General features: G+C 64.0%; 20 protein-coding genes and 1 riboswitch. Of the genes, 8 read left to right on the top strand and 12 right to left on the bottom strand.

All coding sequences use genetic code 11. The annotated features are described in order from the left end of the window. Window positions 1–67 precede the first annotated feature (67 nt). Window positions 68–316: a hypothetical protein gene (locus tag J0W34_RS19810; protein ID WP_230969933.1), complete on the bottom strand. Its 249-nt coding sequence runs from the start codon at window positions 314–316 to the stop codon at window positions 68–70. Here J0W34_RS19810 and J0W34_RS19805 point away from each other — a divergent pair. Continuing rightward, window positions 309–2081: a C13 family peptidase gene (locus J0W34_RS19805; RefSeq protein WP_230969932.1), complete on the top strand. Its 1773-nt coding sequence runs from the start codon at window positions 309–311 to the stop codon at window positions 2079–2081. The genes J0W34_RS19810 and J0W34_RS19805 overlap by 8 nt on opposite strands. On the opposite strand, the gene J0W34_RS19800 is transcribed toward J0W34_RS19805, so the two are convergent. The 6 genes from J0W34_RS19800 to J0W34_RS19775 all read right to left on the bottom strand — a co-directional run bounded on the left by J0W34_RS19800 (window position 2064) and on the right by J0W34_RS19775 (window position 9095). Continuing rightward, window positions 2064–2639 carry an NnrU family protein gene (locus J0W34_RS19800; protein ID WP_230969931.1) on the bottom strand — a complete coding sequence of 192 codons (576 nt, stop codon included), beginning with the start codon at window positions 2637–2639 and terminating at the stop codon, window positions 2064–2066. The two genes, J0W34_RS19805 and J0W34_RS19800, sit on opposite strands and share 18 nt — an antisense overlap. A 28-nt stretch (window positions 2640–2667) precedes the next feature. Further along, on the bottom strand, window positions 2668–3495 hold the full coding sequence (locus J0W34_RS19795; RefSeq protein WP_230969930.1) for an alpha/beta fold hydrolase: 828 nt from the start codon (window positions 3493–3495) through the stop codon (window positions 2668–2670). Between the two features lie 759 nt (window positions 3496–4254). Then, the gene (locus J0W34_RS19790) at window positions 4255–5337 is read right to left on the bottom strand and encodes a calcium/sodium antiporter (protein WP_230969929.1); all 1083 of its coding nucleotides are present in this window, start codon (window positions 5335–5337) and stop codon (window positions 4255–4257) included. A 50-nt stretch (window positions 5338–5387) separates the two neighbouring features. After that, window positions 5388–6710 (bottom strand): hemolysin family protein, encoded by a 1323-nt coding sequence (locus tag J0W34_RS19785; protein ID WP_230969928.1) that lies wholly within the window; start codon window positions 6708–6710, stop codon window positions 5388–5390. A gap of 127 nt (window positions 6711–6837) precedes the next feature. Continuing rightward, window positions 6838–7911 carry a calcium/sodium antiporter gene (locus tag J0W34_RS19780; RefSeq protein WP_230969927.1) on the bottom strand — a complete coding sequence of 358 codons (1074 nt, stop codon included), beginning with the start codon at window positions 7909–7911 and terminating at the stop codon, window positions 6838–6840. A 71-nt stretch (window positions 7912–7982) separates the two neighbouring features. Beyond that, window positions 7983–9095 carry a branched-chain amino acid ABC transporter substrate-binding protein gene (locus J0W34_RS19775; protein WP_230969926.1) on the bottom strand — a complete coding sequence of 371 codons (1113 nt, stop codon included), beginning with the start codon at window positions 9093–9095 and terminating at the stop codon, window positions 7983–7985. A 113-nt stretch (window positions 9096–9208) separates the two neighbouring features. On the opposite strand from J0W34_RS19775, the gene bamE reads away from it, so the two are divergent. Together bamE and J0W34_RS19765 are read left to right on the top strand one after the other, a co-directional pair. After that, window positions 9209–9694: an outer membrane protein assembly factor BamE domain-containing protein gene (bamE, locus tag J0W34_RS19770; protein ID WP_227816068.1), complete on the top strand. Its 486-nt coding sequence runs from the start codon at window positions 9209–9211 to the stop codon at window positions 9692–9694. 164 nt (window positions 9695–9858) lie between these two features. After that, window positions 9859–11091: an HD-GYP domain-containing protein gene (locus tag J0W34_RS19765; RefSeq protein ID WP_230969925.1), complete on the top strand. Its 1233-nt coding sequence runs from the start codon at window positions 9859–9861 to the stop codon at window positions 11089–11091. Window positions 11092–11097: 6 nt separating this feature from the next. On the opposite strand, the gene J0W34_RS19760 is transcribed toward J0W34_RS19765, so the two are convergent. Beyond that, window positions 11098–11904, bottom strand: coding sequence for a hypothetical protein (locus tag J0W34_RS19760; protein ID WP_230969924.1), 807 nt, complete (start codon window positions 11902–11904; stop codon window positions 11098–11100). A gap of 183 nt (window positions 11905–12087) precedes the next feature. Between J0W34_RS19760 and J0W34_RS19755 the strand changes: the two genes are divergently transcribed. Further along, the gene (locus J0W34_RS19755) at window positions 12088–12474 is read left to right on the top strand and encodes a hypothetical protein (RefSeq protein WP_230969923.1); all 387 of its coding nucleotides are present in this window, start codon (window positions 12088–12090) and stop codon (window positions 12472–12474) included. A gap of 7 nt (window positions 12475–12481) precedes the next feature. Here the strand turns inward: J0W34_RS19755 and J0W34_RS19750 are convergent, their stop codons facing one another. Next, complete coding sequence (locus tag J0W34_RS19750; RefSeq protein ID WP_227816072.1) at window positions 12482–12871, bottom strand: DUF4399 domain-containing protein; 390 nt, start codon at window positions 12869–12871, stop codon at window positions 12482–12484. A 154-nt stretch (window positions 12872–13025) separates the two neighbouring features. Then, window positions 13026–13105: riboswitch (S-adenosyl-L-homocysteine riboswitch) on the top strand. Between the two features lie 62 nt (window positions 13106–13167). On the opposite strand from J0W34_RS19750, the gene metH reads away from it, so the two are divergent. The 3 genes from metH (at window position 13168) to J0W34_RS19735 (ending at window position 18483) form a co-directional block, all read left to right on the top strand. Beyond that, on the top strand, window positions 13168–16860 hold the full coding sequence (gene metH / locus J0W34_RS19745; RefSeq protein WP_230969922.1) for a methionine synthase: 3693 nt from the start codon (window positions 13168–13170) through the stop codon (window positions 16858–16860). Window positions 16861–16868: 8 nt separating this feature from the next. After that, window positions 16869–17324: a ribosomal protein L7/L12 gene (locus tag J0W34_RS19740; protein ID WP_230969921.1), complete on the top strand. Its 456-nt coding sequence runs from the start codon at window positions 16869–16871 to the stop codon at window positions 17322–17324. 181 nt (window positions 17325–17505) lie between these two features. After that, the gene (locus J0W34_RS19735) at window positions 17506–18483 is read left to right on the top strand and encodes a PEP-CTERM sorting domain-containing protein (protein ID WP_230969920.1); all 978 of its coding nucleotides are present in this window, start codon (window positions 17506–17508) and stop codon (window positions 18481–18483) included. On the opposite strand, the gene J0W34_RS19730 is transcribed toward J0W34_RS19735, so the two are convergent. Further along, window positions 18473–19165, bottom strand: a complete 693-nt coding sequence (locus tag J0W34_RS19730) for a hypothetical protein (protein ID WP_230969919.1) — start codon at window positions 19163–19165, stop codon at window positions 18473–18475. The two genes, J0W34_RS19735 and J0W34_RS19730, sit on opposite strands and share 11 nt — an antisense overlap. Before the next feature lie 246 nt (window positions 19166–19411). Between J0W34_RS19730 and J0W34_RS19725 the strand changes: the two genes are divergently transcribed. Beyond that, the gene (locus J0W34_RS19725) at window positions 19412–20416 is read left to right on the top strand and encodes a toll/interleukin-1 receptor domain-containing protein (protein WP_230969918.1); all 1005 of its coding nucleotides are present in this window, start codon (window positions 19412–19414) and stop codon (window positions 20414–20416) included. A 19-nt stretch (window positions 20417–20435) separates the two neighbouring features. On the opposite strand, the gene J0W34_RS19720 is transcribed toward J0W34_RS19725, so the two are convergent. Continuing rightward, on the bottom strand, window positions 20436–21569 hold the full coding sequence (locus tag J0W34_RS19720) for a hypothetical protein (RefSeq protein ID WP_227816078.1): 1134 nt from the start codon (window positions 21567–21569) through the stop codon (window positions 20436–20438). A gap of 93 nt (window positions 21570–21662) precedes the next feature. Continuing rightward, on the bottom strand, window positions 21663–24503 hold the full coding sequence (locus tag J0W34_RS19715; protein WP_230969917.1) for a CHAT domain-containing protein: 2841 nt from the start codon (window positions 24501–24503) through the stop codon (window positions 21663–21665). Window positions 24504–24579 lie beyond the last annotated feature (76 nt).

Here is a 24579-nt window from a genome sequence, read left to right as displayed (position 1 = left end):
GAGTGGTTTGTGAACGCGTCACGCGGGGGAAGACATGAAATACCCAGATGGTATTCTGTCGACATATTCAGAAACGATTGCTCGACATGCCACACAGCCCGATTGAATTGAGTTTGCGCGTATCCGCCGATGACCATATTGCCGCGATCCGCCAGGTGACCTCGACCAGCCATGGCTCAGGCTCGCGAAAGCTTCGCGCCTTCGTCGCCACGGTCCTGCTGTATGCGGTCATCGGGGGCGGAATCACGTGGTGGGTCAAGTCCGACGCGACCGGATTTGTGGATGCCTTGCCGGGTGGCTCGGGCAGCTTGTTCATCCTCGGCTTCATTCTGGTTTTTTTCAGCGCGCTCTACCGGCAGCAGCGCACACTGCGCAGACTCGCGGACCGGCAGGCGAGCGAGTATGTGCTGACCCTGAGCGAAGACGGTCTGGACATCGCCTACGACGGCGCCTCGGGCTCGCTTGAGTGGCGTAAGGTTGCCGGCATTCAGCGCAAGGGCGAGCGGCTCTTTATTCACCTCGATACCCTGCAGGTGATCGTGGTTCCGCTCGACAGGTTGCCCGCACCATGGACTGCCTCCGCGCTCCTGGCAGAGGTGTCCGCCTTGAGTGGCTTCGCCGTGAAAACCCATGCGCCAGCGAACGCACCAGAACCAGCGGGAAGTAGCCATGTGCGGGATTGGCTGCGCAATCTGAAAGCCGGGGCCACCTTTTTCGTTTCGCCGACTCGTGCCGATGGGCATCTGACCGGCAGTGCACTGCAGTTGATCCTGCTCTTTGCTACGTCTCTTACGCTCAACTTGATCGAGACGCGCTTGCGTGCCGGTGAGGGCAGTACCTTCAATCTCGCGGGCGTGCCACACATGCTCTATTTCATCCCCTTGATCCTGGCAACCGCCTGGCTGACGGCGCGGTTGGCGGGCGATGATCGGCGTGCGCTCGTCGGTGCGGTCGCGATGATGAGCGTGCTTGTGGCTGGCAGGGCGATCTTCTCGATCCTTGGTTTGATTCCGGCGAACTGGTGGGAAATGGCCGGAGAGACCGGCGCCTTGCTGTACTGGGCTTTCTACGTGTGGATGATCCTCGCGAGCGTGGTGGCATTGATTCGCTCGCAATCGCTTGATGCGGGCCATCGCGCGGCGGCCTTTCTGGCGATGATGCTCGTGCTGGTCATTCCCTCCTGGTGGCTGCAGCAGGTCAACGAGGACATCTGGCAGCCGCCGTTTGACAATTCCGCCTACGCGGCCTGGGAAGCGCGACAGGCGCGGATGACCAACGAAGCCGTCCTGTACGCTCAGCCGGAACTGCTATCCAGCGCACTGAATGCCATTCGGCCGGGGCGCGAAGGCATCCCGGAACTATTCTCGATTTCCATGGGTGGGCACGGCAGTCAGGACGTGTTCCTGCGCGAGGTGGTTGCGGTCGATCAACTCATGACGACCCGTTTTGATACGGCTGGCCACAATCTGTTGCTGGTCAACAATACCAACACCATGTTGACCCATCCGGTCGCGAGCATGACCGCACTTCGAAAGGCGCTCGTGATCATGGGAGAGCGCATGAACCTCGATGAAGATGTTCTGATGCTGTTCATGACCTCGCATGGTGCGTCGGATTTCACCTTCGATCTTCAGCTGGGGCCTTACCAGTTCGACGCACTCACGCCTGAAACGCTCAAGGCGGCACTGGATGAGGCAAAGATCCGCTATCGGGTCATTGTGGTGTCGGCATGTTACTCGGGGGGCTTTGTCTCGCGCCTGGCGGACGAGAACACGATGGTGATGAGTGCTTCTCGGCATGACCGCAATTCACATGGCTGCAGTCACGAAAACGAGTGGACCTTCTTTGGCCGCGCTATGTTCGACGAGGCGCTTCGGGAAAGCTATTCCTTCGAATCTGCCTTCACGGCTGCCAAGGCTGCAGTCGATGAGCGGGAACGTAAAGAATCGCTCAAACCATCGCTTCCCCAGATCGCCGTGGGGGAGAACATCAGGGCAGCGCTGGCAGCCATTGAAGCGCGGCTCGCTCAAACGGAGGCTGCCGACTCCCCGGGGAGTACGCGCTTATCGACCGATCGGTGATACCCCGATCAGCCAGGTGTGCAGGAACATCACGAACGCACCGTAAATCGCCAGCCCGCCGACGATGGCGATGATGTCGTTGGCCTTTCCGGCCGGCGCGGTGTGCAGGGGGCGTGGCTGGCGCCGCTTCAGGGAGATGCGGTCGGCCACCGCCCAGGCGAGGAAGCCGCCGAAGAGCAGGACGTCGGCCAGCGTGCCGTTGGCGAGCAGATGGGCCAGGGCCCAGAGCTTGGTCGCCACGAGCATGGGGTGTCGGGTGGCCGACTTGATGCGGCCGGGCAGGTAGGTGGCCAGGAGCAGAGGAAAGACGGGCACCAACAGCAGCATGGCCACATGGCGCAGCCAGAACGGCGGGTTGTAGATCACCACCGGATCGAGGCGCGCCTGCCCGTAGCCGTGAATGATGAGCACGAAGCCGATCAGCGCGACCACGCTGTAGATCCCTTTCCAGCCGATCTCGCCGAAGCGGGCATGCATGCGCTCTCGCCAGGGCTCGTTGACGATGGAGATGGCATGCGTGCCGAGGAAGAGGATCAGGCCGAGGACGAGCAGGGTCATTGGGGGCTCCAGGCGGGGTGTGCCGTTGTCATTGCACGAATTCGAGCACGTCCTTGACGAAACGTTCCCGCTGCCACAGATGGGGGGCATGATCTTCGCCGTCATACACATGCAGAACGGCGCTGGGGATGGTGTCGCGCACAAAGTGGGCGGTGCGCACATGGTAGAAGTTGCTCGCCCCGCCATACACCAGCAAGACCGGGATGGGGATGGTGGCGAGCACGTCGCGATAGTCGGCCGCGCTCAGACTGCGCCAGCAGTCGATGAGGGGGCGGGCGCTGAGTTTGCGCAGGCGCTCGCGCATGAGCGCGATGCCCTCGTCGTTGGTCGCATATCGCTCGGCGGCCGGTCGATTCAGACCGTCAGCCACCAGACGCAGTACCGCTTCGGCGAAGTCGTTTTCCAGTGCGTCGATAAAGGCCTGGTTGCGCACGGCGCTGAAGTCGCCATAGATGCCGCAATGCCAGTCGTGGGTGGTCACGAGTTTCGGCGATTGATCGATGATGACTGCGCGTTCGATGCCTTTCGCGCCGAAATCGCGGAAATACTGCCAGAGGGTGAGTGCGCCCATGGAGTGGCCGATCACCGTGGCCTGGGTCAGGCCGTCGTGTTCAATGAGATTGGCCAGATCGCGCGCCATGCGCTCGACGGTCGGTGCGGTGTTCGTTCTCAGCTGATGGCCGCCGTGGCCGCGAGCGTCCCAGCGGTAGACGGTGTGATGCGCCTCGAAGTCGGGCAGGAAGGGCTTCCAGCTGCGGTGGGAGTCTGTCCAGCCGTGGAGCAGGATCAGGGGCGGGCCGTTGCCCGAGACGCTCAGGTGGATCGGTTCGCCGTCGTCGGCGGTGAAGTGCTGCATGGCATCGTGGTGGGGTTTGAGCGCAAAGGCTCAGTATAGGTGGGGATGTTGCGGTGCGGCAAAGCGGCTTTCGCTGGTTCCGACAATGTATGACGCTGAGTGATGGTCGTTGGCCGGGTTTCGCCCCGGCGGGCGACCCACTTTCTTGCTCGTGCAAGAAAGTGGGCAAAGAAGCACGGCCCACGGTCGCGTCGCCTTCGGCGATCCCCAACCGCCAAACACCAGATGCGGCGTGCTTCGCCAACTCGCCCTGCGGGCTCAGACAGCGAAGCCCGTGTTTCCGCCCCCGGTGTTTGGCGATTGGCGCCACCGAGGGCGGAGCGGGCGTGCCGTTCTGGTGGGCCGTAGCCCGGCCGAGCGCAGCGACGCCGGGAACGGCGTTTTGAAACCCGAACAACTTTTCAGCCCGGAACGCTCCAATCCCTCTGCCGTGCCGTGCCGTGCCGTGCCGTGCCGTGCCGAGTCGTCCGAACGCTCAGCAGAAAAAGTGACTTCGCTGTCTGAGCCCGCAGGGCGAGTTGGCGCAGTCACCTGCTGAGCGTTCGGGCAGGGAGGGGAGCCCGCAGGGGCACGAAAAGCGGGATGCGTCTCTTTGCCTACTTTCTTGCGCGCCAAGAAAGTAGGTCGCCCATCAGGGCGAAACAAGCATCGTCACAAAAAACAAATGGTCGTCCTCAATAAGCGCTTACCTGGCCGGCAACGCGTCGAAGACACATACCGCCGTGAACCCGGACTCGCCCTGACAGGCGACCCAGCCCGTCACCCCCGCGGCAGCGCCCGCCGATGTCGCCACAGGCTGACGCCCAGCGTCAGCACGGTGAGCGGTATGACGAACATCAGCATGGCGGTATTGAAGCCGCCCAGCGACTCGCTGCGCCCGGCGTGGAGGATCAGATACACCGTGTAGGCCACGTAGTAGCCGAGGAAGACGGCCCCTTCCCAGCGGGCGATCTCGCGACCGGTGATGAACACCGGCAGGCAGGCGAAGGCGACGGCCAGCATGACCCAGAGGTCCACGTCGATGGCCGCCTGCGGGACCGGCAGTCCCGAGGGCGACACGAGGCCCGCAGCGCCCAGGCAGCCGAGGATGTTGAACAGATTCGAGCCCACCACGTTGCCCACTGCGATGTCCCGCTCGCCACGCAGCGCGGCCATGATGGAGGTGGCGATTTCCGGCATGGAGGTACCGATGGCGACGATGGTGAGGCCGATCACCAGATCGCTGACCCCAAAGGCGCGGGCCACTTCGGTGGCAGCGTTGACCAGCCAGTGGGCGCCGAGCACCAGCAGGCCGAGGCCGCCGAGCACGAGCAGGATCTGAACCACGGGTGAGGCGTCCCAGCGGGCCGCTTCGGGCAGTTCGTGTTCCGCCTCCGCCTGGCTGGCGGCGGAGCCGCGTCGGGCCTGGATGATGAGGAAGCCGGTGTAGAGCACCACCAGGGTCAGTAGCAGGCCCGCCTCGTTGCGGCTGATCGAACCGTCGGCGGCAAGGGCCACGAGCAGGGCCGAGACGCCGATGAGCACCGGAATCTCCTGGCGAATGATCTGTTCGGAGACGGTCAGGGGCACGATCAGGGCCGAGACGCCGAGAATGAGCAGAATGTTGGCGATATTGCTGCCCACCACGTTGCCGATGGCCAGATCCGGGTTGCCGTTCATGGCGGCACCGACCGAGACGGCCACTTCAGGTGCGCTGGTGCCGAAGGCCACCACGGTGAGACCGATGACCAGTGGCGAGACGCCCCATGACATGGCCAGGCGGGACGCCCCGCGGACAAGGCCCTCAGCACCGATGACCAGAGTGGTCAGGCCGAGGATGAAGAGCGTGATTTGAGCGAACATGGTTGCGCGGGTGCTGTGAGGAGGGCTTGGCTTGGATGCGTGCCAGCAGATCAGGTTCCGTTCGTATCCTCGCTGGCCGCCCCCTCCGGCTGATACGTCGCCAGCACCTGATCGACCCGGTTGCGGTCCACATCGACCACCTCGAACTCCCAGCCATCCCAGTGGAAGTGCTCGGCCTTGCGAGGAATGTGACTGAGCAGGGCGAGCACGAAGCCGCCCACGGTGTGGTAGTTGCCCAGCGCTTCGTCCGGGACCACACGGATGCCGAGTTTCTCTTTCATTTCATCCAGCGGCAGCAGACCGTCGAGCAGCCATGAGCCGTCGGGGCGTCGCACCGCGAGGGCGTCTTCCGGGTCGGCGGCGCTGGGACTCATGTCGCCCACCACGGTTTCGAGCAGGTCGTCGAGGGTGACGATGCCTTCGGTCTGGCCGAACTCGTTGACCACGAAGGCGAAATCGGTGCGATGCGCGCGAAAGGCGGCCAGAAGATCGATGAGGGTCAGCACGCTGGGCACATACAGCGGTGGGTTCATCGGGGTTTCAAGAAAGTCGATCTCGCCGTTCATGGCCGCCTTGAGCAGATGGCGGCTGTCGGCCACGCCCAGCGCGTTCTGCAGCCCGCCCTTGCAGATGGGGAAACGCGCATGGGAGGCCTCGCGCAGCAGGTCGAGGTTGTGCTCGCGGGGCAGTTGCAGGTCGAAGAAGATCACGTCGGCCGCAGGCGTCATGACCGCGCCGACACGGCGATCTTCCAGACGGAACACGTTGCCCAGCAGATGACTTTCTTCCGGCCGGATTTCGCCGGCGCGTTCGCTCTCGTCCACATACGCCAGGATGTCTTCGACGCCGGTGACGGCGGGGGCCGAGCGCAGCGGCAGCATGCGCAGGATGACGTCGGACGACCAGGACAGAAAGTGAATGGCCGGTGAGAGCAGGCGGATGAACCATTGCATGATCGGCGCCATCCGTACCGACACCTGTTCCGGGTAGGCAATGGCGATGCGTTTGGGCACGATCTCGCCGAAGACGATGGACAGGGCAGTGACGATGACGATGGTCAGCGCCAGGGAGATTTCACCCGCGTAGGCCGATGCGCCCGGAGCGATGTCCACGACCGCCTGCTGGAGCGCATCCTTCATGGCCGACTCGCCGAAGATGCCGGCCATGAGCGAGGCGGCGGTAATGCCGGTCTGGGTGGCGGCAAGGAAACGGCTGGGCATCTCCTTGATGGCAATGGCGGTGGCGGCACGCTGGTCGCCGGCTTCGAGCATGAGTTGCAGACGGGCCTTGCGGGCGGAGGCCAGTGCCATCTCGGTCAGCGAAAAGATCGCCGAGATGGCGATCAGTACGAGCAGTATCCAGAAGGCGTCCATGAGGGTATTCGCATGTCCATGGCATCGGCGGGCAAGGCGGCGTCGGGCCGAGGCCGCGCCCGGATGCCAGCTTGGCGGCAATCTAACACAGGGTCATGGCGGACCGTGAGTGCCGTGGGCGTCGCCTTCAGCCTGCCCGGGCCCTGCGCTCGCGCACATTGAGCGCCACCAGCGTGACCACCGATAGCGGGATCACGAACCACACCATGGCCTGGGTGAAGGTCTTGAGCGCGCCGCTGCCCTGGGCGTCGAGGACGAGATACAGCACGTAGGCCGCGTAGTAGAAGAGGAACAGGATGCCCTCCCAGCGGGCGATGAGGCGGCGCGCCATGAAGATGGGCAGGCAGGCGACAGCCACGGCCAGCATCACCCACAGGTCAAAGTCGAGTGCGGCCTTGGCGACAGGGAGGCCTTCGGGCGAAATCATGGCGCCCAGACCGAGGCAGCCGAGCAGGTTGAACACGTTGCTGCCCACGGCGTTGCCGATGGCCATGTCGCGCTCGCCGCGCCACGCGGCCATCACCGAGGTGGCCACTTCGGGCAGCGAGGTGCCGATGGCCACCACCGTGAGGCCGATCACCAGATCACTCACGCCGAGAAACTTCGCAAAGATCACCGCGGCGTTCACCAGCAGATCGGCGCCGATGACGAGCAGCGCCAGCCCCGCCAGCACCATGCCCGCCTGTATCGACCAGTGCTTGTCCCAGGTGGCTTCGGGCAGATCTTCACCGTAGTGCTCCTGCTCGGCGCGGCTGGCACGGCGGGACTGGCGAATCAGGAAGACAACGTAGCCCACCAGCAACGTGAACAGCACGATGCCTTCGATGCGTCCGATGATGCCGCCCCAGGCCATGCCGACCACCAGCAGCGAGGCGCCGATCATGACCGGCACCTCCTGACGCACCACTTGCCCTGCCACGGCCAGCGGCCCGATGAGGGAACTGAGGCCGAGGATGAGCAGGATGTTGCAGATGTTGCTGCCCACCACGTTGCCGATGGTCAGATCCGATTGCCCGGCCAGTGCGGCGTCGATGGCCACGGCGATTTCCGGCGCACTGGTGCCGAAGGCCACGATGGTCAGGCCCACGACCAGGGGCGAGAGCCCGAAGGTCAGCGCAATGCGCGAGGCACCGCGAACAAGCACCTCGGCGCCGAAGGTGAGGGCGACAAGGCCGACGATGAACAGCAGGAATTCGGTCATGGTGTTGGGTCAGGAGGTGAGCAGCGGGTGGCCGACGCGGTGCGCGGCCGGCCCGGATTGTCTCATGGGCATCAGTCCAGTGTCGCCCAGCGGCCGTCCTTGAACTGGTAGAGGGTGATGCCGCCGGTTCGGATGTCACCCTTGGCGTCGAACGCGATGGTGCCGGTGACGCCGTCATGGTTGATTGCTCGGAGCTTGGGCAGGTAGTCGTCGGGGTCGGCCGAGTTGGCTGCGTTCATGGCCTGGATGAGGGTCATCGCTGCGTCATAGCTGTACGGCGCGTACAGCTGCACGTCGGTGCCGAAGCGTTGCTTGAAACGGGCGCGGAAATCGGCCCCCTGGGGCATTTTTTCCATGGGTAACCCGGCCTGGGTGCAGTAAACATCGCTGGTGAGTTTGCCGGCGCCCAGTTTGAGCATCTCGCCGGTGCATACCCCGTCGCCGCCAAGAAACTTGCCGCTCAGCCCGAGCTGGCGCATCTGCTGGAGCATGGGCGCGGCCTGCGCATCGAACCCGCCGAAGAAGACGGCGTCGGGTGCGCTGCCCTTGATCTTGGTAAGGATGGCGGAGAAATCGGTGGCGGTGTGGCTGGTGAATTCGCGCGCGACGATGTCGACGCCGTAGTCTTTCAGCTTGGCCGCAAAGGCGTCGGCAAGCCCCTGGCCATAGGCGGAGCGATCATCGATGATGGCCACGCGCTTGAGGCCCAGCACCTGGCCCACATGCTTTGCCATGGCTTCGCCCTGCTGCAGGTCGTTGGCGATGACACGGAACGTGGTCCTGTAGCCCTGCGCAGTGAGCTTTGGGGCCGTGGCCGAAGGCGTGATGACGGGGATGTCGTTCTGCTCATACACCCGGGAGGCGGGAATGGACGCACTGGAGGTGACGTGCCCGACGACACCGGCAACTTCTTCGTCGGCCAGGCGCTGTGCCACCGTGGTGGCCTGGCGCGGGTCGGCCTGGTCGTCTTCGCCAACCAGTTCGAAGACAGCTTTCTCGCCCTTGATCATGATCCCTTGCGCGTTGGCGTCTTCAATGGCCAGTCGAGCGCCATTCTCGCCATCCTTGCCGATGTGGGCGAGGGGGCCGGTCAGCGGGCCGGCGTGACCGATACGGATGGTGTCGGCCACAGCATGACCGAGTCCGAGGCTCAGTAGGGCGAGCGCAAGCAATGATTTTTGCATTTGGCCGAGGCTCCTGCGGCAATGAAATGTCAGAATGAGACCGGGGGTTGAATCACCCGGTTCATTTTAACGAAGGGGTCGGCACCGTGCATGGGCGGCCCGGGAGGACAGTCGTGAAACGCTTGATCGCAACCGTCTGTGGTCTGCTGGGTTTGTTGGGGCTCGGAGGGTGTGAACGCTACCTCATCGAAGACATCCGGCCGGGCGTGACCCACCGCAGCGAGGTACAGGAGCACATGGGGCCGCCGGGGATCGAGTGGCGAAATGATGATGGTACGGTGATCTGGGAGTATTCGATGCAGCCGGCCGGGGTGACCTGCTATCACCTCACCATCGACGCTCAGGGTGTTATCCAGCAGGTTGAGCAGGTGTTCACAGAGGCGCGTCGGGCGCAGATCCGGCCCGGCATGAGCCAGCAGCAGGTGCGGCGGCTGATCGGCAAGCCGGCGCGGCAGTTTGCCTATCCGAACAAGGGCGAAGAAGTCTGGGACTGGCTTGTGGATGATCGCATGCCGTCTGAATCGAAATTCTTCAATGTGTTCTTCGATGCGTCGGGTGCAGTGACCCGGACCGGCTATGAGAGCGAGCAGCGCGGTTAGGGTTTGTGTTCGGGGACTGGGCGCCCGTGTGGCGCCGACAACGGGCGCCGTGGCTGGACAGCGAGGCGTTCGCATCCGGCCTCAAGGCCGGCGCATGCAGTGCCGATAAGGTACAAACGACGCCTCACAGACCCACAAGAAAACAACGCCCCCAATAGGCCCGTATGATCAAGGAAATTCACACCAGCCAGCTCCGCTTGGGGATGTACCTGCACAAACTCGGCGTGTCCTGGTTCAAGCATCCGTTCGTGCAGAACGCCTTCCTGCTTGAGTCGGCGGATGATCTGCGCACCATTCGCGATCACGGCATCGAGAAAGTGTGGATCGATACCGACAAAGGGGCGGACCTGGCGGCCGAATCGCCTGCGTCGGCGACCCCGCGTTCCGATCCGCCCAGACAAGCCCCTGAGGCTGTGGCGCCGGCGGAGGCTCCTGCGCCCGCACCCGCCGCAGTGAAGAAGCCCAGCATGCAGGCCGAGGTGGCTCAGGCCAGGAAGCTGTGCTCCATGGCCAAGAACGAGATCGCCTCCATGTTCAATGATGCGCGCATGGGCAAGGTGGTCAAGGCGGGCGATGCGATGCCGCTGGTCGAGGAGATTTCCGCTTCAGTGTTTCGTCATCCCAGTGCGCTCATCAGCGTGGCGCGGATCAAGACGCATGACGAGTACACCTTCATGCACTCGGTGGCGGTCTGCGCGCTCATGGTCGCACTGGCCCGGCAACTGAATCTTGACCCACATCTGGTGAAGGAGGCCGGCATCGGTGGTCTGATGCACGATCTGGGCAAAGCCGTGATGCCGCTCGAGGTGCTCAACAAACCGGGCAAACTCACCGACGATGAATATTCCATCATGAAGCTGCACCCGGAGGCGGGCTGGAAGATGTTGCGCGATTCCGGCGAGGCGACCCAGGGGACCTTGGACATTGCCCTGCATCATCATGAAAAGGTCGATGGAACGGGATATCCGAAGGGACTCAAGGGCGACCAGATCAGTTTGCTCTCGCGCATGGGGGCTGTCTGCGACGTTTATGACGCGGTGACGTCGAACCGGCCCTACAAACAGGGGTGGGACCCGGCCGAGTCGATCAAGCGCATGGCCTCCTGGAAGGGGCACTTCGACGAAACCATTTTCAAGGCTTTCGTGCGCAGCATCGGCATCTATCCGATCGGTGCCTTGGTGCGGACGAAAACGGACAAACTGGGTGTGGTGATCGAGCAGAACGAAGTGTCGATGCTCAAGCCGAAGATCCGCGTTTTCTTTTCTGCTCGAAGCAACGCACCCATCGAACAGAAAGTGTTCGATCTGGCCTCACCGGCCTGCCGGGAGGAAATTGCCGGTGTGGAGCAAGCCCAGGACTGGGGGCTGGAGAATCTGGAACGCTTCTGGATGGAATGAGCGTGCTCAGGCAGAGCCGATCCGGCTGAGCCAGCTGCGGCGGCGATGGCTTCTGCGGTGCGTCGAATAGTGGCGCTGTCGGCGGCGCTCTTCCCGCTTTTCGTACTCGGTCACCGGGGTGAACTGCTGGGTCCGCTTCGACTTTCGATGTGAGTGACGACGTTTCGACTTGTCGCCGGAGATCCGGTAAATGGCAACGGTCAGACGGATCAGGCCGGCTGTGACAACGATGAAGATCGTCAGCGGGTGAGTGATGAAATCCCAGACGATGAAGGCGAGCTCCAGTAACCGGAGCTTGACCGTACCCGGTTTGCCCTTCGATTGAGCGTGCTTGCCGTTGCCGCTCTGGGCGTGCCCCTTGCCGGCACTCTCATAGCTCTTGTCCAGCTCGATTTCCTGCTGCAGTTCAAGCTCGCGCTCTTCTGAGGTTTTCTCGTCTGGCGCGTTCTTGCCGAGCAAGGTCGAGATTCGGGCTCTGAGCGCAGCAGCGCGTTGCTCGACCTCGGAGCGGTCGTAGAAAAGGGTGTCTGGCGCTGCGGGGGCGGGCTTGTCCAGTTGAAGACGAATCATGCCGGTCTGACCGGTTTCCGTCACCTCGCTCACCAGACTCCGGACATGGTCATTGGATGCCAAGCCAAGATCGACGTCCTCGACCGTGAGGCCGCTCACACGAGGGGCCTGTTCCACACCCTCCGAGAACGCGACTTCGGGTGACGATTGCGTCTCGGTGGCCATCGCGATCCCGACGCAAACGAATGCGCCTGCCAGAATGGCGAGGATGTCGCGGAGTGGGTGCTGGGTGATCGGTCTCATCAGATGCTTACAAGCAAACAGCGCACCAGTTTCAATTTGTTAAAAAGTTATAGGCAGTTACGTGCAGGTGACAGCCGTGGGCTGGTTTCCGATGTTAAGTATTTCGACAGGTATTTCAACATGCTGGCGCCAGTTCTGGATCCAGTGCTAAAGCTTTTCCGGTGACATGCCGTAGTCGCCTGCATGAAGAAAAAGCGCCGCAAACTGCTGCCGCTTGGCGTCAAGAAACGAACGACGACCGAGTTGCCCGCTCTGATCGCCCTTGAAGCCATTGGTCAGCCCTGGTTCTGCGAGGCGCACCTGACCGACCTCATGGTGGTGTCGATGGTGTGCCAGGTGGCGGCCGAGCCCGGCTCCGAGGTTCACAACACGGCGCTGGCGCTGTTCGACTTGCTGGGCAAGGAGCCGCTCGACGCGAAGCAGATCGAACCCCTGCTCATGGAAGCGAACGACTGGATGCAGCGCCAGCCCAATGGAAAGATTCAGGACGCCATCGATCGACTGCTGGCCACGCCGGCCGCAGCCGGTCAAGCCATTTCCCCGGATGAGGACGGCAGCGCGGCGTCCTGAGTGGCGCTTATTCCACCGTGATTTCGATGGTCTTGCTCATGGCGGGGCCATAGGACTGATGCAGGCCGTCGGCAAATTGCAGTGTCAGCGTGTGCTTGCCCGGTGCCAGTTCGATTGTCGTCTCGGTCTGGCCCTTGCCAAAATGCAGATGCTGCTCGTCGGCCGGGACGGGCGTGCCGGCGGCAACCGGCTCGCCGTCTATGATCAGATGATGGTGACCCGTGCCTTCCACGATTTTTCCGGCCGGCTGAACCGTCATGTCGCTCACACCCATTTCGACCCGCAGCGGGCTCGAAACGGTGGCACCATCGGCGGGCTCGATGAAATGGACTTCAGGCGCGGCTTGGGCCGTGAGGCTCAGGGCTGCGAGCAGGGCGGCAGTGATCATCGTTTTCATGTAAGAACTCCATCGGGTTGGGCAGAACTCATAGATGCTATGCAGATGCCGGAGGTCTCGGGTGCTGAATTGAAAGCGGATTTATTCTGACCGCGCCGGTGGGTGTCTTTGTTGCGGCCTCGACACCACGGCTCAAGCCCAGTAAAATCAGCAACCTGCTGAGGAGCGCTGCGACCCGTGGTGGGCTGTGATCCCGGGGCCAGGCTCAGCAACGAACAACGGCGCTCGCAAACTGTTACCGGTTTGCCGCGCCGTTTTTGTTTGCGTGGCGCCAAGCTTTACCCAAAGGATGATTGATGCAAGCCGACCGTACTGCCGAACTGACCGACCTGCTCGCCAGGCGCATTCTGATTCTCGACGGCGCCATGGGTACCATGGTCCAGCAGCACAAACTCGCCGAAGCCGACTACCGCGGTGAGCGGTTTGCGGACCACGACAAGGACCTCAAGGGCAACAACGACCTGCTGGTGCTGACCCGGCCGGACGTGATCCGCGGCATCCACCGCGATTACCTCGAGGCCGGCGCCGACATCATCGAGACCTGCACCTTCAACGGCACCCGCGTTTCTCAGGCCGAATACGGGCTGTCCGAGGTCGCCTACGAAATCAACGTGGCGGGTGCACGTCTGGTGCGCGAACTGTGCGACGAGTACACCGCAAAGAACCCCGACAAGCCGCGCTACTGTGCCGGCGTGCTCGGCCCGACCTCGCGCACGCTGTCCATCTCCCCGGATGTGAACGACCCGGGCTTTCGCAACATCACCTTCGATGCGCTGGTCGACGACTATTACGACGCGGCCAGGGCACTCATGGAAGGCGGCTCGGACCTGCTGCTGATCGAGACCGTGTTCGACACGCTGAACGCCAAAGCCGCCGTCTTTGCCGTTGAAAAGCTGTTCGCTGACCTCGGTCGTCGCCTGCCGGTGATGATCTCCGGCACCATCACCGACGCTTCCGGTCGCACGCTCTCCGGCCAGACGGCCGAGGCCTTCTGGAATTCACTCTCCCACGCCCAGCCGATTTCCTTCGGCCTGAACTGCGCGTTGGGCGCGCAGGAGTTGCGCCAGTACGTGGAGGAACTCTCCCGCGTGTGCGACTGCCATGTGTCCGCCCACCCCAACGCCGGCCTGCCCAACCCCTTGTCGCCCACCGGGTACGACGAGACCCCCGAGGCGCTGGCCGGCGAGATTGTGGACTGGGCGAAGCACGGCATGCTCAACATCGTGGGTGGCTGCTGCGGTACCACCCCGGCCCACATCAAAGCCATTGCCGAAGCCGTGGCTGACGTGGCCCCGCGCAAGCTGCCGGCGGTGGAGAAGAAGCTGCGCCTGTCGGGTCTGGAACCCTTCAATGTGGGCGAGGATTCGCTGTACGTGAACGTGGGCGAGCGGACCAACGTGACCGGCTCTCGCGTATTCGCCAAGATGATTCTCGAAGGGCGTTTCGACGACGCCCTGTCGGTCGCCCGCCAGCAGGTGGAAAACGGCGCCCAGATCATCGACATCAACATGGACGAGGCGATGCTCGATTCGCTGGCGGCCACGGAGAAGTTCCTCAAACTCATCGCCTCCGAGCCGGACATCTCGCGTGTGCCGATCATGCTCGATTCGTCCAAGTGGAGCGTGATCGAAGCCGGTCTCAAGTGCATCCAGGGCAAGGGGGTGGTGAACTCCATCTCCATGAAGGAGGGTGAAGAAGAATTCCTCCGTCAGGCCCGCCTGTGCCGTCAGTACGGCGCGGCGGTAATCGTCATGGCCTTCGACGAAACCGGCCAGGCCGATACCTACGCCCGCAAGATCGAGATCTGCAAACGCGCCTACGACCTGCTTACCGGCATCGGCTTCCCGCCCGAAGACATCATCTTCGACCCGAACATCTTCGCTATCGCCACCGGCATTGCCGAACACGACAATTACGCGGTCGACTTCATCGAGGCGCTCAAGTGGATTCACACGAATCTGCCCCACGCCAAGACCTCGGGCGGTGTCTCGAATGTGTCGTTCAGCTTCCGCGGTAACAACACGGTGCGCGAAGCGATCCATACCGTATTCCTCTATCACGCCATCAAGGCGGGCATGACCATGGGTATCGTCAATGCCGGCATGCTTGGCGTGTATGACGATCTGGCCCCCGCGCTGCGCGAGAAGGTCGAAGACGTGGTGCTCAACCGCCACCCGGGCGCCGGCGAGGCGCTGGTTGACTTCGCCCAGACCGTGCAGGCCGGCGCCGCCAAGGACACCGGGCCGGACCTCACCTGGCGCGAGCAGTCGGTCGAAGAGCGCCTCAAGCATGCGCTGGTCAAGGGCATCACCGAATTCGTCGTCGAAGACACCGAAGAGGTGCGCGCCAAGCTCGCCGCCGAAGGCAAGCCGCCCCTGTCGGTGATCGAGGGGCCGCTGATGGCCGGCATGGATGTGGTGGGCGACCTGTTCGGCGCGGGCAAGATGTTCCTCCCGCAGGTGGTGAAATCCGCCCGCGTGATGAAGCAGGCCGTGGCCCATCTCATCCCCTTCATCGAAGAAGAAAAGGCCCGTACCGGCGCGACCAGCAAGGGCAAGATCGTCATCGCCACGGTGAAGGGCGACGTGCACGACATCGGCAAGAACATCGTCGGCGTGGTGCTCGGTTGCAACGGCTACGAGGTGATCGATCTGGGCGTGATGGTGCCCACCGAGAAGATCCTGCACGCGGCTAAGGAACACGGTGCCCAGGCCATCGGTCTGTCCGGGCTCATCACGCCTTCGCTCGAAGAGATGAGCCATGTGGCCAGCGAAATGAAGCGCCAGGGTTTCGACGTGCCTTTGCTCATCGGTGGTGCCACCACCAGCCGTGCCCACACGGCCATCAAGATCGCCCCGCATTACGACGAGCCGGTGGTTTATGTGCCGGATGCTTCGCGTGCAGTCGGTGTGGTCACCGCATTGCTCTCCGAAGGGCAAAGCGCGAAATTCAAGGAAGATCTGGCTGCCGATTACGACAAGATCCGCCAGCAGCACGCGAACAAGAAGGGCGTGCAGCTGGTGACGCTCGAGGCGGCGCGTGCCAATGCCTTCGATCCACTCAAACTCGCGCACTACAAGCCGGTCGAGCCCAACACCCAGGGCGTGATGGCCATTGACGTGGCCCTCGAGGATATCGTTGAGTACATCGACTGGGGCCCCTTCTTCCAGACTTGGGATCTGGCCGGCAAGTACCCGCAGATCCTGACCGACCCGGTGGTCGGCGAGACGGCGAACTCGGTCTTCCATGACGCCGTGCGCATGCTGGGCCAGTTGGTGACTCAGCAGTGGCTGCAGGCCAAGGCGGTGTTCGGCATCTTTCCTGCCGCCCGGGTGGGCGACGATATCGAATTCTTCGAGGATGAGTCTCGTCAGACACCGATCATGACCTGGTACGGTCTGCGCCAGCAGCACGAGCGCCCGAGCGGCAAGCCGCACTGGTGCCTGGCCGACTTCGTCGCCTCGAAGGACTCGGGCGTCAAGGATTGGTGTGGCGCCTTCGCGGTCACCGCCGGCATCGGCATCGAACACAAGCTGGCCGAGTTCGAGGCGGCCCATGATGACTATCACGCCATCATGCTCAAGGCCCTCGCCGACCGTCTCGCCGAAGCCTGTGCCGAATGGCTCCACTGGCGCGTGCGCAAGGAGTTCTGGGGCTATGCCTGGGGCGAAAACCTGACCAAGGACGATCTCATCAAGGAGAACTACCGCGGCATCCGCCCGGCGCCGGGCTACCCCGCTTGTCCGGACCACACGGTCAAGGCTGCGCTGTTCCAGTTGCTCGATGTGCCCGCCAATGCGGGCATGGGGCTGACCGAATCCATGGCCATGACGCCGGCGGCCTCGGTGAGCGGTTTCTACTTCGCCCATCCGGAGAGCCACTACTTCGCCATCAGCAAGATCGGCGAAGACCAGCTCGCCGACTGGGCGCATCGCACCGGCATGAGCATCGACGCGGCCCGTCGCTGGCTGGCGCCGTTGCTGGGTTGAGGGCCGCAATGGATCACCGGGTCTGCCCGGAAGCGGTGGCCGCGCTTGAGCGTGGTCATCTGATCGATGCCATTCGCCTTGTGCGGGCCGATACCGGACTGGGCCTGGCAGAGGCCAAATCGCTGGTGGAGCGCTACCAGCGGGGCGAAATCGATGCCGGTGCCTCTGATGCTCATGCATCGGAGCGCCACCGGGCATCGAGCCCGGCGCACGGATTGCCTTCGGCGGCAGCGGCGGCTCTGGCTCGCGGTCGGGTGATCGAGGCCATCAAGATCGTCCGGCGCGTTGAAGGCATCGATCTCAAGGCGGCCAAACAGCGTGTGGATGAGGCTCGCGCCCGTATGAGCGGGAAGGGCGCGACGGGGATCGGATTTGCGGGCCCGGCGGAGCGTCGGCGACCCTTTGCGCTGGTCTTCGTGCTGGTCGCGGTGCTCTGCCTTGCCTGGTACGTGCTGCTGACCTGAGCGTTCGGGGGCATTGTGGCGGCCGGTCGCTGGTTCGCTCAACGGTCCTGCGGAGACGCGCCCGAGGGGTAGACGCTCGCGCGCAGCGATGCCATGCTGTGGTCATTCCCCGAGGATTGCCGAGTTGCGTTTCGCATCGGGTGATCAGTCAATCATGGGCCACAGCATCCAGAGGTATCTCATGCGCCGTCTCTTTCAAACCCTGTTCGCGACCGTTCTGACGGTATCTCCCTTGCTGGCCGGTGCGGCTGGTTCCGCCGTGCGCGGACCATCCAATGTGGCGGCCGATGACAGCGAAGTGGCCAACGCGGCGTCAGGTCTGATCGAACTTAATGCCGCGCGCGAGCGTGTGAGCACCGTGCATGGATATGACTCCGTGACCAGCATCAGTGTTGATGCGGACCGGGGCGTCATCAAGGGCTATGCAGAATTCGAGCTTCCCAGCAGCGGCACGTTCAATACGGCCGATACCATCGGTTCGTCAGTGTTCGGGAGTGTGACTTCGCCCGTGACATTCAGTGGAGCAACGGGGCCATTCACGGTGACCGCCGAATTGAGGTTCGACGGCAGTTTCACCGCACTGGATGGCCTGCCGACGCTTTCACTGGCGGGCAACATCACGGCCACCACCTTCACGGCCATCCCGTTCACCCAGTCAATCTACCAGTCGCAGCTGGCGTTCATCATGAGCAAGGCGACTGCCACCTATGAACCGGTGGCGGTGCTGACCAGTCTGGCGACGGAGGAGGCTGGCGGTGTCGAGACGGTAGATCCGGCCTACGCTGGCGCAACTCAGGTGGTTGTGAGTGATGCTGCATCGTCGCTTGAGGGGATTGTGCGCCTGAGTTTTGAAGTCGACCCGGTGCAAAGCTACATCTTCTCGAGCAACCTGCTCGGGCTCGTCACTGCCGAGCCCGGAAGCTTCTCGTCAGGCACGAGCGCGGAACTGCTGGCCTCGGCCGGCGTGGTGGATTTTTCCCATACCGGCGAATTCACCTTGTACGTGCCTCAAGGGGTGACGGTGTCAGGTGATTCCCTGCTGCAGAATGTGGTTGTGACGGCAGTGCCCGAGCCCGCCAGCTATGCGCTGATGCTGGCCGGGCTGTTGACGGTGGGCATCGCCCGGCACCGTCGGCGTGGCCGCGGATTCAGCCGGTGATCGGCGCCATGCAGCCTGTCCACAGCTGCGCTTTGACCTCTTCTTTCGACACGTCGGTGGCATAGACCGCATCGATGATCTGCTTGACCACCGGGCTCTTGAAGTTGGCGAAATAGGCATACGCATCGCTCACCGGGCGCTCGCTGGCCTTGAATGAGTAGCTCAGGTCACCAATCATCTGGCGCTGCATGCAATAGCTGGCCATTTGCAGGCGCTCCTGGGGTACTTGCGCCGTGGTGATGGCGCACCGCTGGAAGTGCCGCACCGTGTAGTCCCAGGTGTTCTGGATCCTGTCGCCATAGACCTGCTCGACAATCGCCATGCGCATCTCCGGATCCGGCTGGGTACGGTAGATGTTCTTGGCGTCGGTCAGGGCCATGCCGCCCCGCTTGCGAATGGCCGAGTGCATGGAGATGTCGGCCATCTCGACGCAGCGGGTCATGCCTTCATATTCCGCCTGGGTGTAGAAAATCTGCTGTGCAGCGCCTTGACCCTGGCCGTTGTCGCCCGCCTGGGTCGCGCCGGTTTCATCCGGCGCGCTCGCCTCGGGGGCGGGGCTGGGTTCGGTGGTCTCGGCCCCGGCCGCGTCGGGGTCGACATCGGCACGAGGCGGGTTGCTCGCGGTACAGGCGGTCAGCAGTGCGATCAGGGTCGCAGCACTCAGCAGGCGGAGGCCGGGCATTGGGGATTCCTTTGCGGCGGAAGGCGACGACAGGGCATTTGCCCTTGTCATCCGGGTCTGTCGGGGATCAGTCGCCAGTATGCTTGGGTGGGCACTGGGCTTCAACCTCGTGCCCGGCATTTGACGGAGTGTGACATGGCATGTGTTGTACCGGTGCCATCATGACGGCGGAGCCTGCTGAATGCGCATGGAGTTTGAACGCATCGCGTGCCAGACTGAAGGCAGGACACATGCACCGGAGCCGAGATGGAGCAGGGAATTTTCGTCAGTTACCGCCGGCAGGACAGCCAGAGCGCCGCTGGGCGGCTCACGGATCACCTCAAGGAACATCTGCCGGAGGTGCCGATCTTTCGCGATGTGGAGACCATCGAGCCGGGTGTGGACTTTGTCGATGCCATTGACCGGGCACTGCGTGCATGCCGGGTCCTGATCGCGGTCATTGGCCCGCGCTGGGTCGATGCGGCACACGCTGATGGCTCACGGCGGCTGGACGATCCGAACGACTACACCCGGCTTGAAATCGCCACCGCGCTGCGGCGCAAGGATGTTCGGGTGATTCCGGTGCTGGTCGAAGGGGCCGACATGCCGACCACGGCGCAATTGCCCGACGACCTGGAGCCGTTGGCGCGACGCAATGCCATCGAACTGGCGGACAAGCGATGGGATTTCGACGTGTCGCAACTGGTCGATTCCCTGCGCAAGACCCTGGATCTGCCCGAGCCCGTCCCGCCTGCGCCGGCACCGGACGCGGTGCCCCCTGCATCCGCACCGGCGTCGCGACGCAAATGGCTCATCGGCGCTGCGCTTGCGTTCGTGGTGGTGATCGTTGCCCTGGTGGAGGACGGGAGTGGATACGACCCGATGGTGATCGATGCGCCCGGCAATGTGTCGATGCCGGGGGCCGGCTCGCCGCCTGCCGTCGACGGCTCGGGTGCCGACGTGCCGGTATCGTCAGCCGCGGCGCCCGCCATGCCCGTCAACCTCACGGGCATGTGGCGTGATGTCGAAGGGGGTGTCCATGAGGTCTATCAGCAGGGGAACCAGCTGCAATTTCGCGGGCAGGTGCCGGACGGCTTCGTCTCCGGGACGGGGGTCATCAACGGTCGTCAGGGCGAGACGACCTATCTCTACAACGGCTATACGCTCCAGTCCCGTTTTACCGTCTCCGAAGACGGACGCCGGATGGATGTGATCATCATCGATCCGGCCACCAACCAGCGTGAGGTGACCCAGCTGTTCCGCATCCAGTAGGCGCGGGCTGGCGGGCGTGTCAGGCTGATTCGGTCTGGGCGCCGAGGCCCAGCTTTTCACCCAGACGGTTGATCAGCCCGCGCATGCCGCGCCCGTCGACCTGTGGTGCGTCCACCAGGCCGTCGGACGCGCGTCGCGCCGGGCCGGCCAGTCCGATGGCGCTGCACGCGCTGTACAGGCTGAAGACATGGCGCTGGGGGATATCGAGCCGTTCGGCCAGCGAGATGAGGTCAATCGGGTGGTTCAGCCACAGGGCCGCGATGCGCATGGCGTCCGGGGGGACCAGCAACTCGTTGAGGTCGGGCCAGTGACGCAGGAACACCGGGGCGCCCAGGGGCGTGCCGAGCGGCACCCGGCCACGGGCGGTCAGGAGCGTGACCTTCCAGATGAAGGCGTCCCGGGAAATCGGGTCCGACATGCAGGTCAGTGGCTCACTGTCATCGGCCAGCGCGAGGCGCACTTCCTTTTCGTTCATATTGACCACGCACAGGGAGCGCAGGTGGTGGTCGGGCATGTTGATGTCGATGGGGCCATTCGTGGGCGGGATGCGCCACTGGCCCCAAACGCCGGTCACCGTGACCGCCTGGCCGGATTCTTCGGCCAGCGTGACGGCCTGTTGAAGAAAGCCTTGCAGGAACAGCGCCGGGTCGTAGAGCGCCCGCGTCCAGGTTTCAGGCGCGCCCCGATCCAGATTGGCGCCCTGGCCGACATAGAGGGATTCGGTGCCTGGTTCGGGCACCGGACCGCGCGGCTTGAAGCTGGCAGAGCCCTCGTGAGGCGGCGGTGGGGTACGGGCGTCGCTGACCGACTCGACGACCGGGTCGTTGACCAGCTTGAGCCGTCGGCGGACGCTCAGCAGCGCTCGGGTCATGCCTTTCGGGCGCAGGGGTTTGCGCACGAACAGGGCCTGGTCCGTGTAATTCACGCTCAGTTCGATGACGGGCGCACCGGGCCAGCGCTCCCGGGCCTCTTGCAGGCGACGGGTGGCATCGCCACGGTCCACGTCGATGATGATCGCTTGCGCCCGCTCGGGCTCGACCAGAACGCATCGCGCCTTGCAGCCCACGCGGAAGAACTCGCGCAGCATGCCGTGCGAGCGTTCATCCATCCAGGGTGCGGCGACCTTGACCGGTTCCAGCGGCACTTCGTTCATTGCAACTCCCTGCACGATTCCATTGGCATTTTATCGGCGAGCTTTCGGCAGACTTGATGGCTCACCTGTCGATTCTTCTGCAAACAGGCCTCGTCAATCATCACCCGGGGTCGGGCGCAATGTCAGCGTCTGGCCGACGAACAGCAGGTCGGGATGACTGATGGTGGCGGCATTGTCCCGCGCAAGTATCGGCCACAGGCTGGCGTCGCCATAGACCCGCCAGGCAATGCCGGACAGGGTGTCACCCGGCATGACCCGGTATTCGTAGATTGCCCGCCCCAACGGATCGTAGCGTTCGGGCAGATGCAGGCGCTGACCCACGGTGAGCTTGTCCGGGTGGGTAATGAGATCGCCGCCCCTGCCGACCGAGACACGTTCGTTGTGGATCTCCATGAACACCGGCCATTGCCGCCCGTCACCGAGGAAGCGCTGTGACAGACTCCACAAGGTGTCCCCGCGACGTACGTGGTAGAGGCGATCGTCCGGTGGCGCGGCGGCTGCTGGGGGATCGATGCGCCAGTCGACCGATGGTTCGATACGCCTGAGCTGAGCAATCGCACGTTCGGCGAGTGCCTGGTTGCCGATCCTTAAAGCGTCCGAAGCGGCATTTGCGACCGAGGTGACCAGTGCCTGGTGAGTGTCGTCGCTCAGGCTCGTGTTCCACTCTTGCACGGTGGTATCGCTGAGCGCTTCCAGCTGGGCGATGGCGCCGTCGGCGTCGCCGGTGTCGAGCTGCTTCAGGATGGCGGTCAGCGGTGCCGGGGGCGGAAGGGCTGGCGTGTCAGGGACCATCACGGGTTCATCCGGCGACAAGCGGCTCAGCAGCGCGCTGAGCCGCTCGGCTTCGAGTGCGTTTCCGCTGGCGTCTGCCCGATCGATGGCCTGATCGAGCGCATCGAGCAGTGTCCCGTAACTCGGGCCGCGAAGGGTCGCCTGCACGGCGGGGTCCTCGGCGTCGAGCAGCGTGGCCAGTGTGGCCTCGGCGCGCGCCAGCTGCTTGTTTTCCAGGTCCGCGATGACGGCATCAATCGATGCTTGAGCCAGCTCGGCCGGCGTTCTCATCGGGGGCTCCACCACAGGCGGCGGTGGTGGAGGCGGTGGTGGGGGGGTGATCACTGGGGGTTGCGATCCCGGATCGACCCCGGTGTCTTCGCTCGCCGGGGACATGAGCAGCCAAGCCGCGATGCTTGCGCCCGCCAGGGCGACGACGATGCCGCCCACGAGCCACAGGCGGGAGGTTGATCGTGGGACGACCGGCGATGGTGCCGGCGCGGGCGCTGTGGCGGCGGGTGGCGCCATGGGCTGAGGCGCCGCCGCGGTGGGGGGCAACTTCGATTGCTTGAGGTCGAACAGCCGGCCGTCGGGCGAGCGCATGTGCAGTGCGGGTGCCCCCCACTCGACCGCAAAGCCGCGAGCGTACAGAAAGGCGCGGGCAGAACTCAGGGCCGCGTCCACCGGTTGCCCGGCGGCCAGATAGCGATAGAAATGCCGTGCCAGTGCGATGGCGGCATCGTCCGGGATGGGAAACTGCATGGCGATCACGGCAGGGATGCCCCGCCGGATGAGACTCTGAGCAACCCCCCCGAACGGATCGCCTTGCGCACTGGCGGCGCCCATGCAGCTGTTCAGGAAGACCAGGCGCAGGTGGGATCGGTAGTTGCGCAGCAGCACGGCGAGCCGGCGCCCGGCGATGGCTTCGGCCGGGCCGCCCGGGCGATCGGATTCAAGCAGCAGCACGCCGTCGTCGCCGACGAAATCGCCGTGGCCGATGAAGTGCAGTACGTGTGGCTGATGCTCCAGCATCGCTGCATCGAGCTTTTCGAGCGACGCATGTTCCAGCCGCGTGGTTTCGAGCACGCCGGCGGCCGCCAGTTCGGCCAGCGCACTGTCCAGGTGGGCCAGCTCCGTGCCTACCGCCAGCTCGGGCCGATCCGCGGGGGCCGCGACCGCCATGAGCATGCGCAGCGGCGGCGCCACCGCCAGACTCGGCGGCGGTGCATCCACATCGAGCCAGCGCACGACCGGTTTGAGCCGGTCGGCAAAAAGAAAGTCGTCATCGCTCGGGCTGTAGAGGAATTCCCAGGGCAGACGGGCGAGGGCGGGAGCCTCGGTGGTGTCGATGATGAAGCGCAGCCCGTCGCCCCGTTGAGGATCGAGTGTCCGCAGCTGCTCACGCAGCTGTTCGCCGCGGATCGAATCGAAAAGCGCTTCGTAAAGGGTCTGGCCGATCTTGCGCGCGTCGGCACCCGACGGCAGCCGGCTGGGCGGGGCGCCCGGTGTCCCGCGCCGCGCCGCGCCCGCAATGGGCGTTGCGTGAGCCCAGAGGGCTGACTCCACCTGCGCCGGGTCAAGCGCAAGGGCCGGCGGCGGCGATTGGGCGCCACCCGGCCCTATATGCACGGCGAAACCCCGGATTTCATCCCCCGAGAATCTGAACGACAGGGAGCGATAGCCGCCCTCGGTGGCGTCCTTGGGGGTGTGCGCCTCATCGCGGGCGTCGGTGGCTGTATCGGCAGGTCCGGCCGGGGGCGCTCCGTGGGCGCGGACCCGGTCCTCCACCTCCATCACCACCTCGGCGGTGAGATTGCCTTCGGGTTGCAACAGGGTGAGCGATCGCAGATAGGCCGGAATTGCGTCAAACGGCGTGGGCGCGATCATCACGGGGAGCACATGCCAGTGCGGTGTGGGCCACTTGCGCTGGGCCAGTTTCAGTTCGGTGCGGGTGTAGCGCCCCTGTTCGACCGCTTCGGGCGACACCAGAAAGATGAACAGGTCGGCCGATTCGATGGCCTGACGGATCAGATCGTCGAAGCTGATGCCGGCAGGCAGATCCTCGTGATCGAAAAAAACCTCATGCCCCAGGGCCTGAAGGCGACAGCAGATGTCGTCGGCCTGATCCCGGTAGCGCGATGAGTAGGAGAGGAAAATGTGCACGAAGCTGGCGGGTGCGGATGGGCAGTACCTCAGTATAGTCGGCGGGCATGTCTCCCGTGGCAATGCGCCAGTGCAC

It is taken from the genome of Nitrogeniibacter aestuarii, from assembly GCF_017309585.1.
GTDB lineage: Bacteria > Pseudomonadota > Gammaproteobacteria > Burkholderiales > Rhodocyclaceae > Nitrogeniibacter > Nitrogeniibacter aestuarii.
This window is presented reverse-complemented; position numbering and strand designations above follow the sequence as displayed.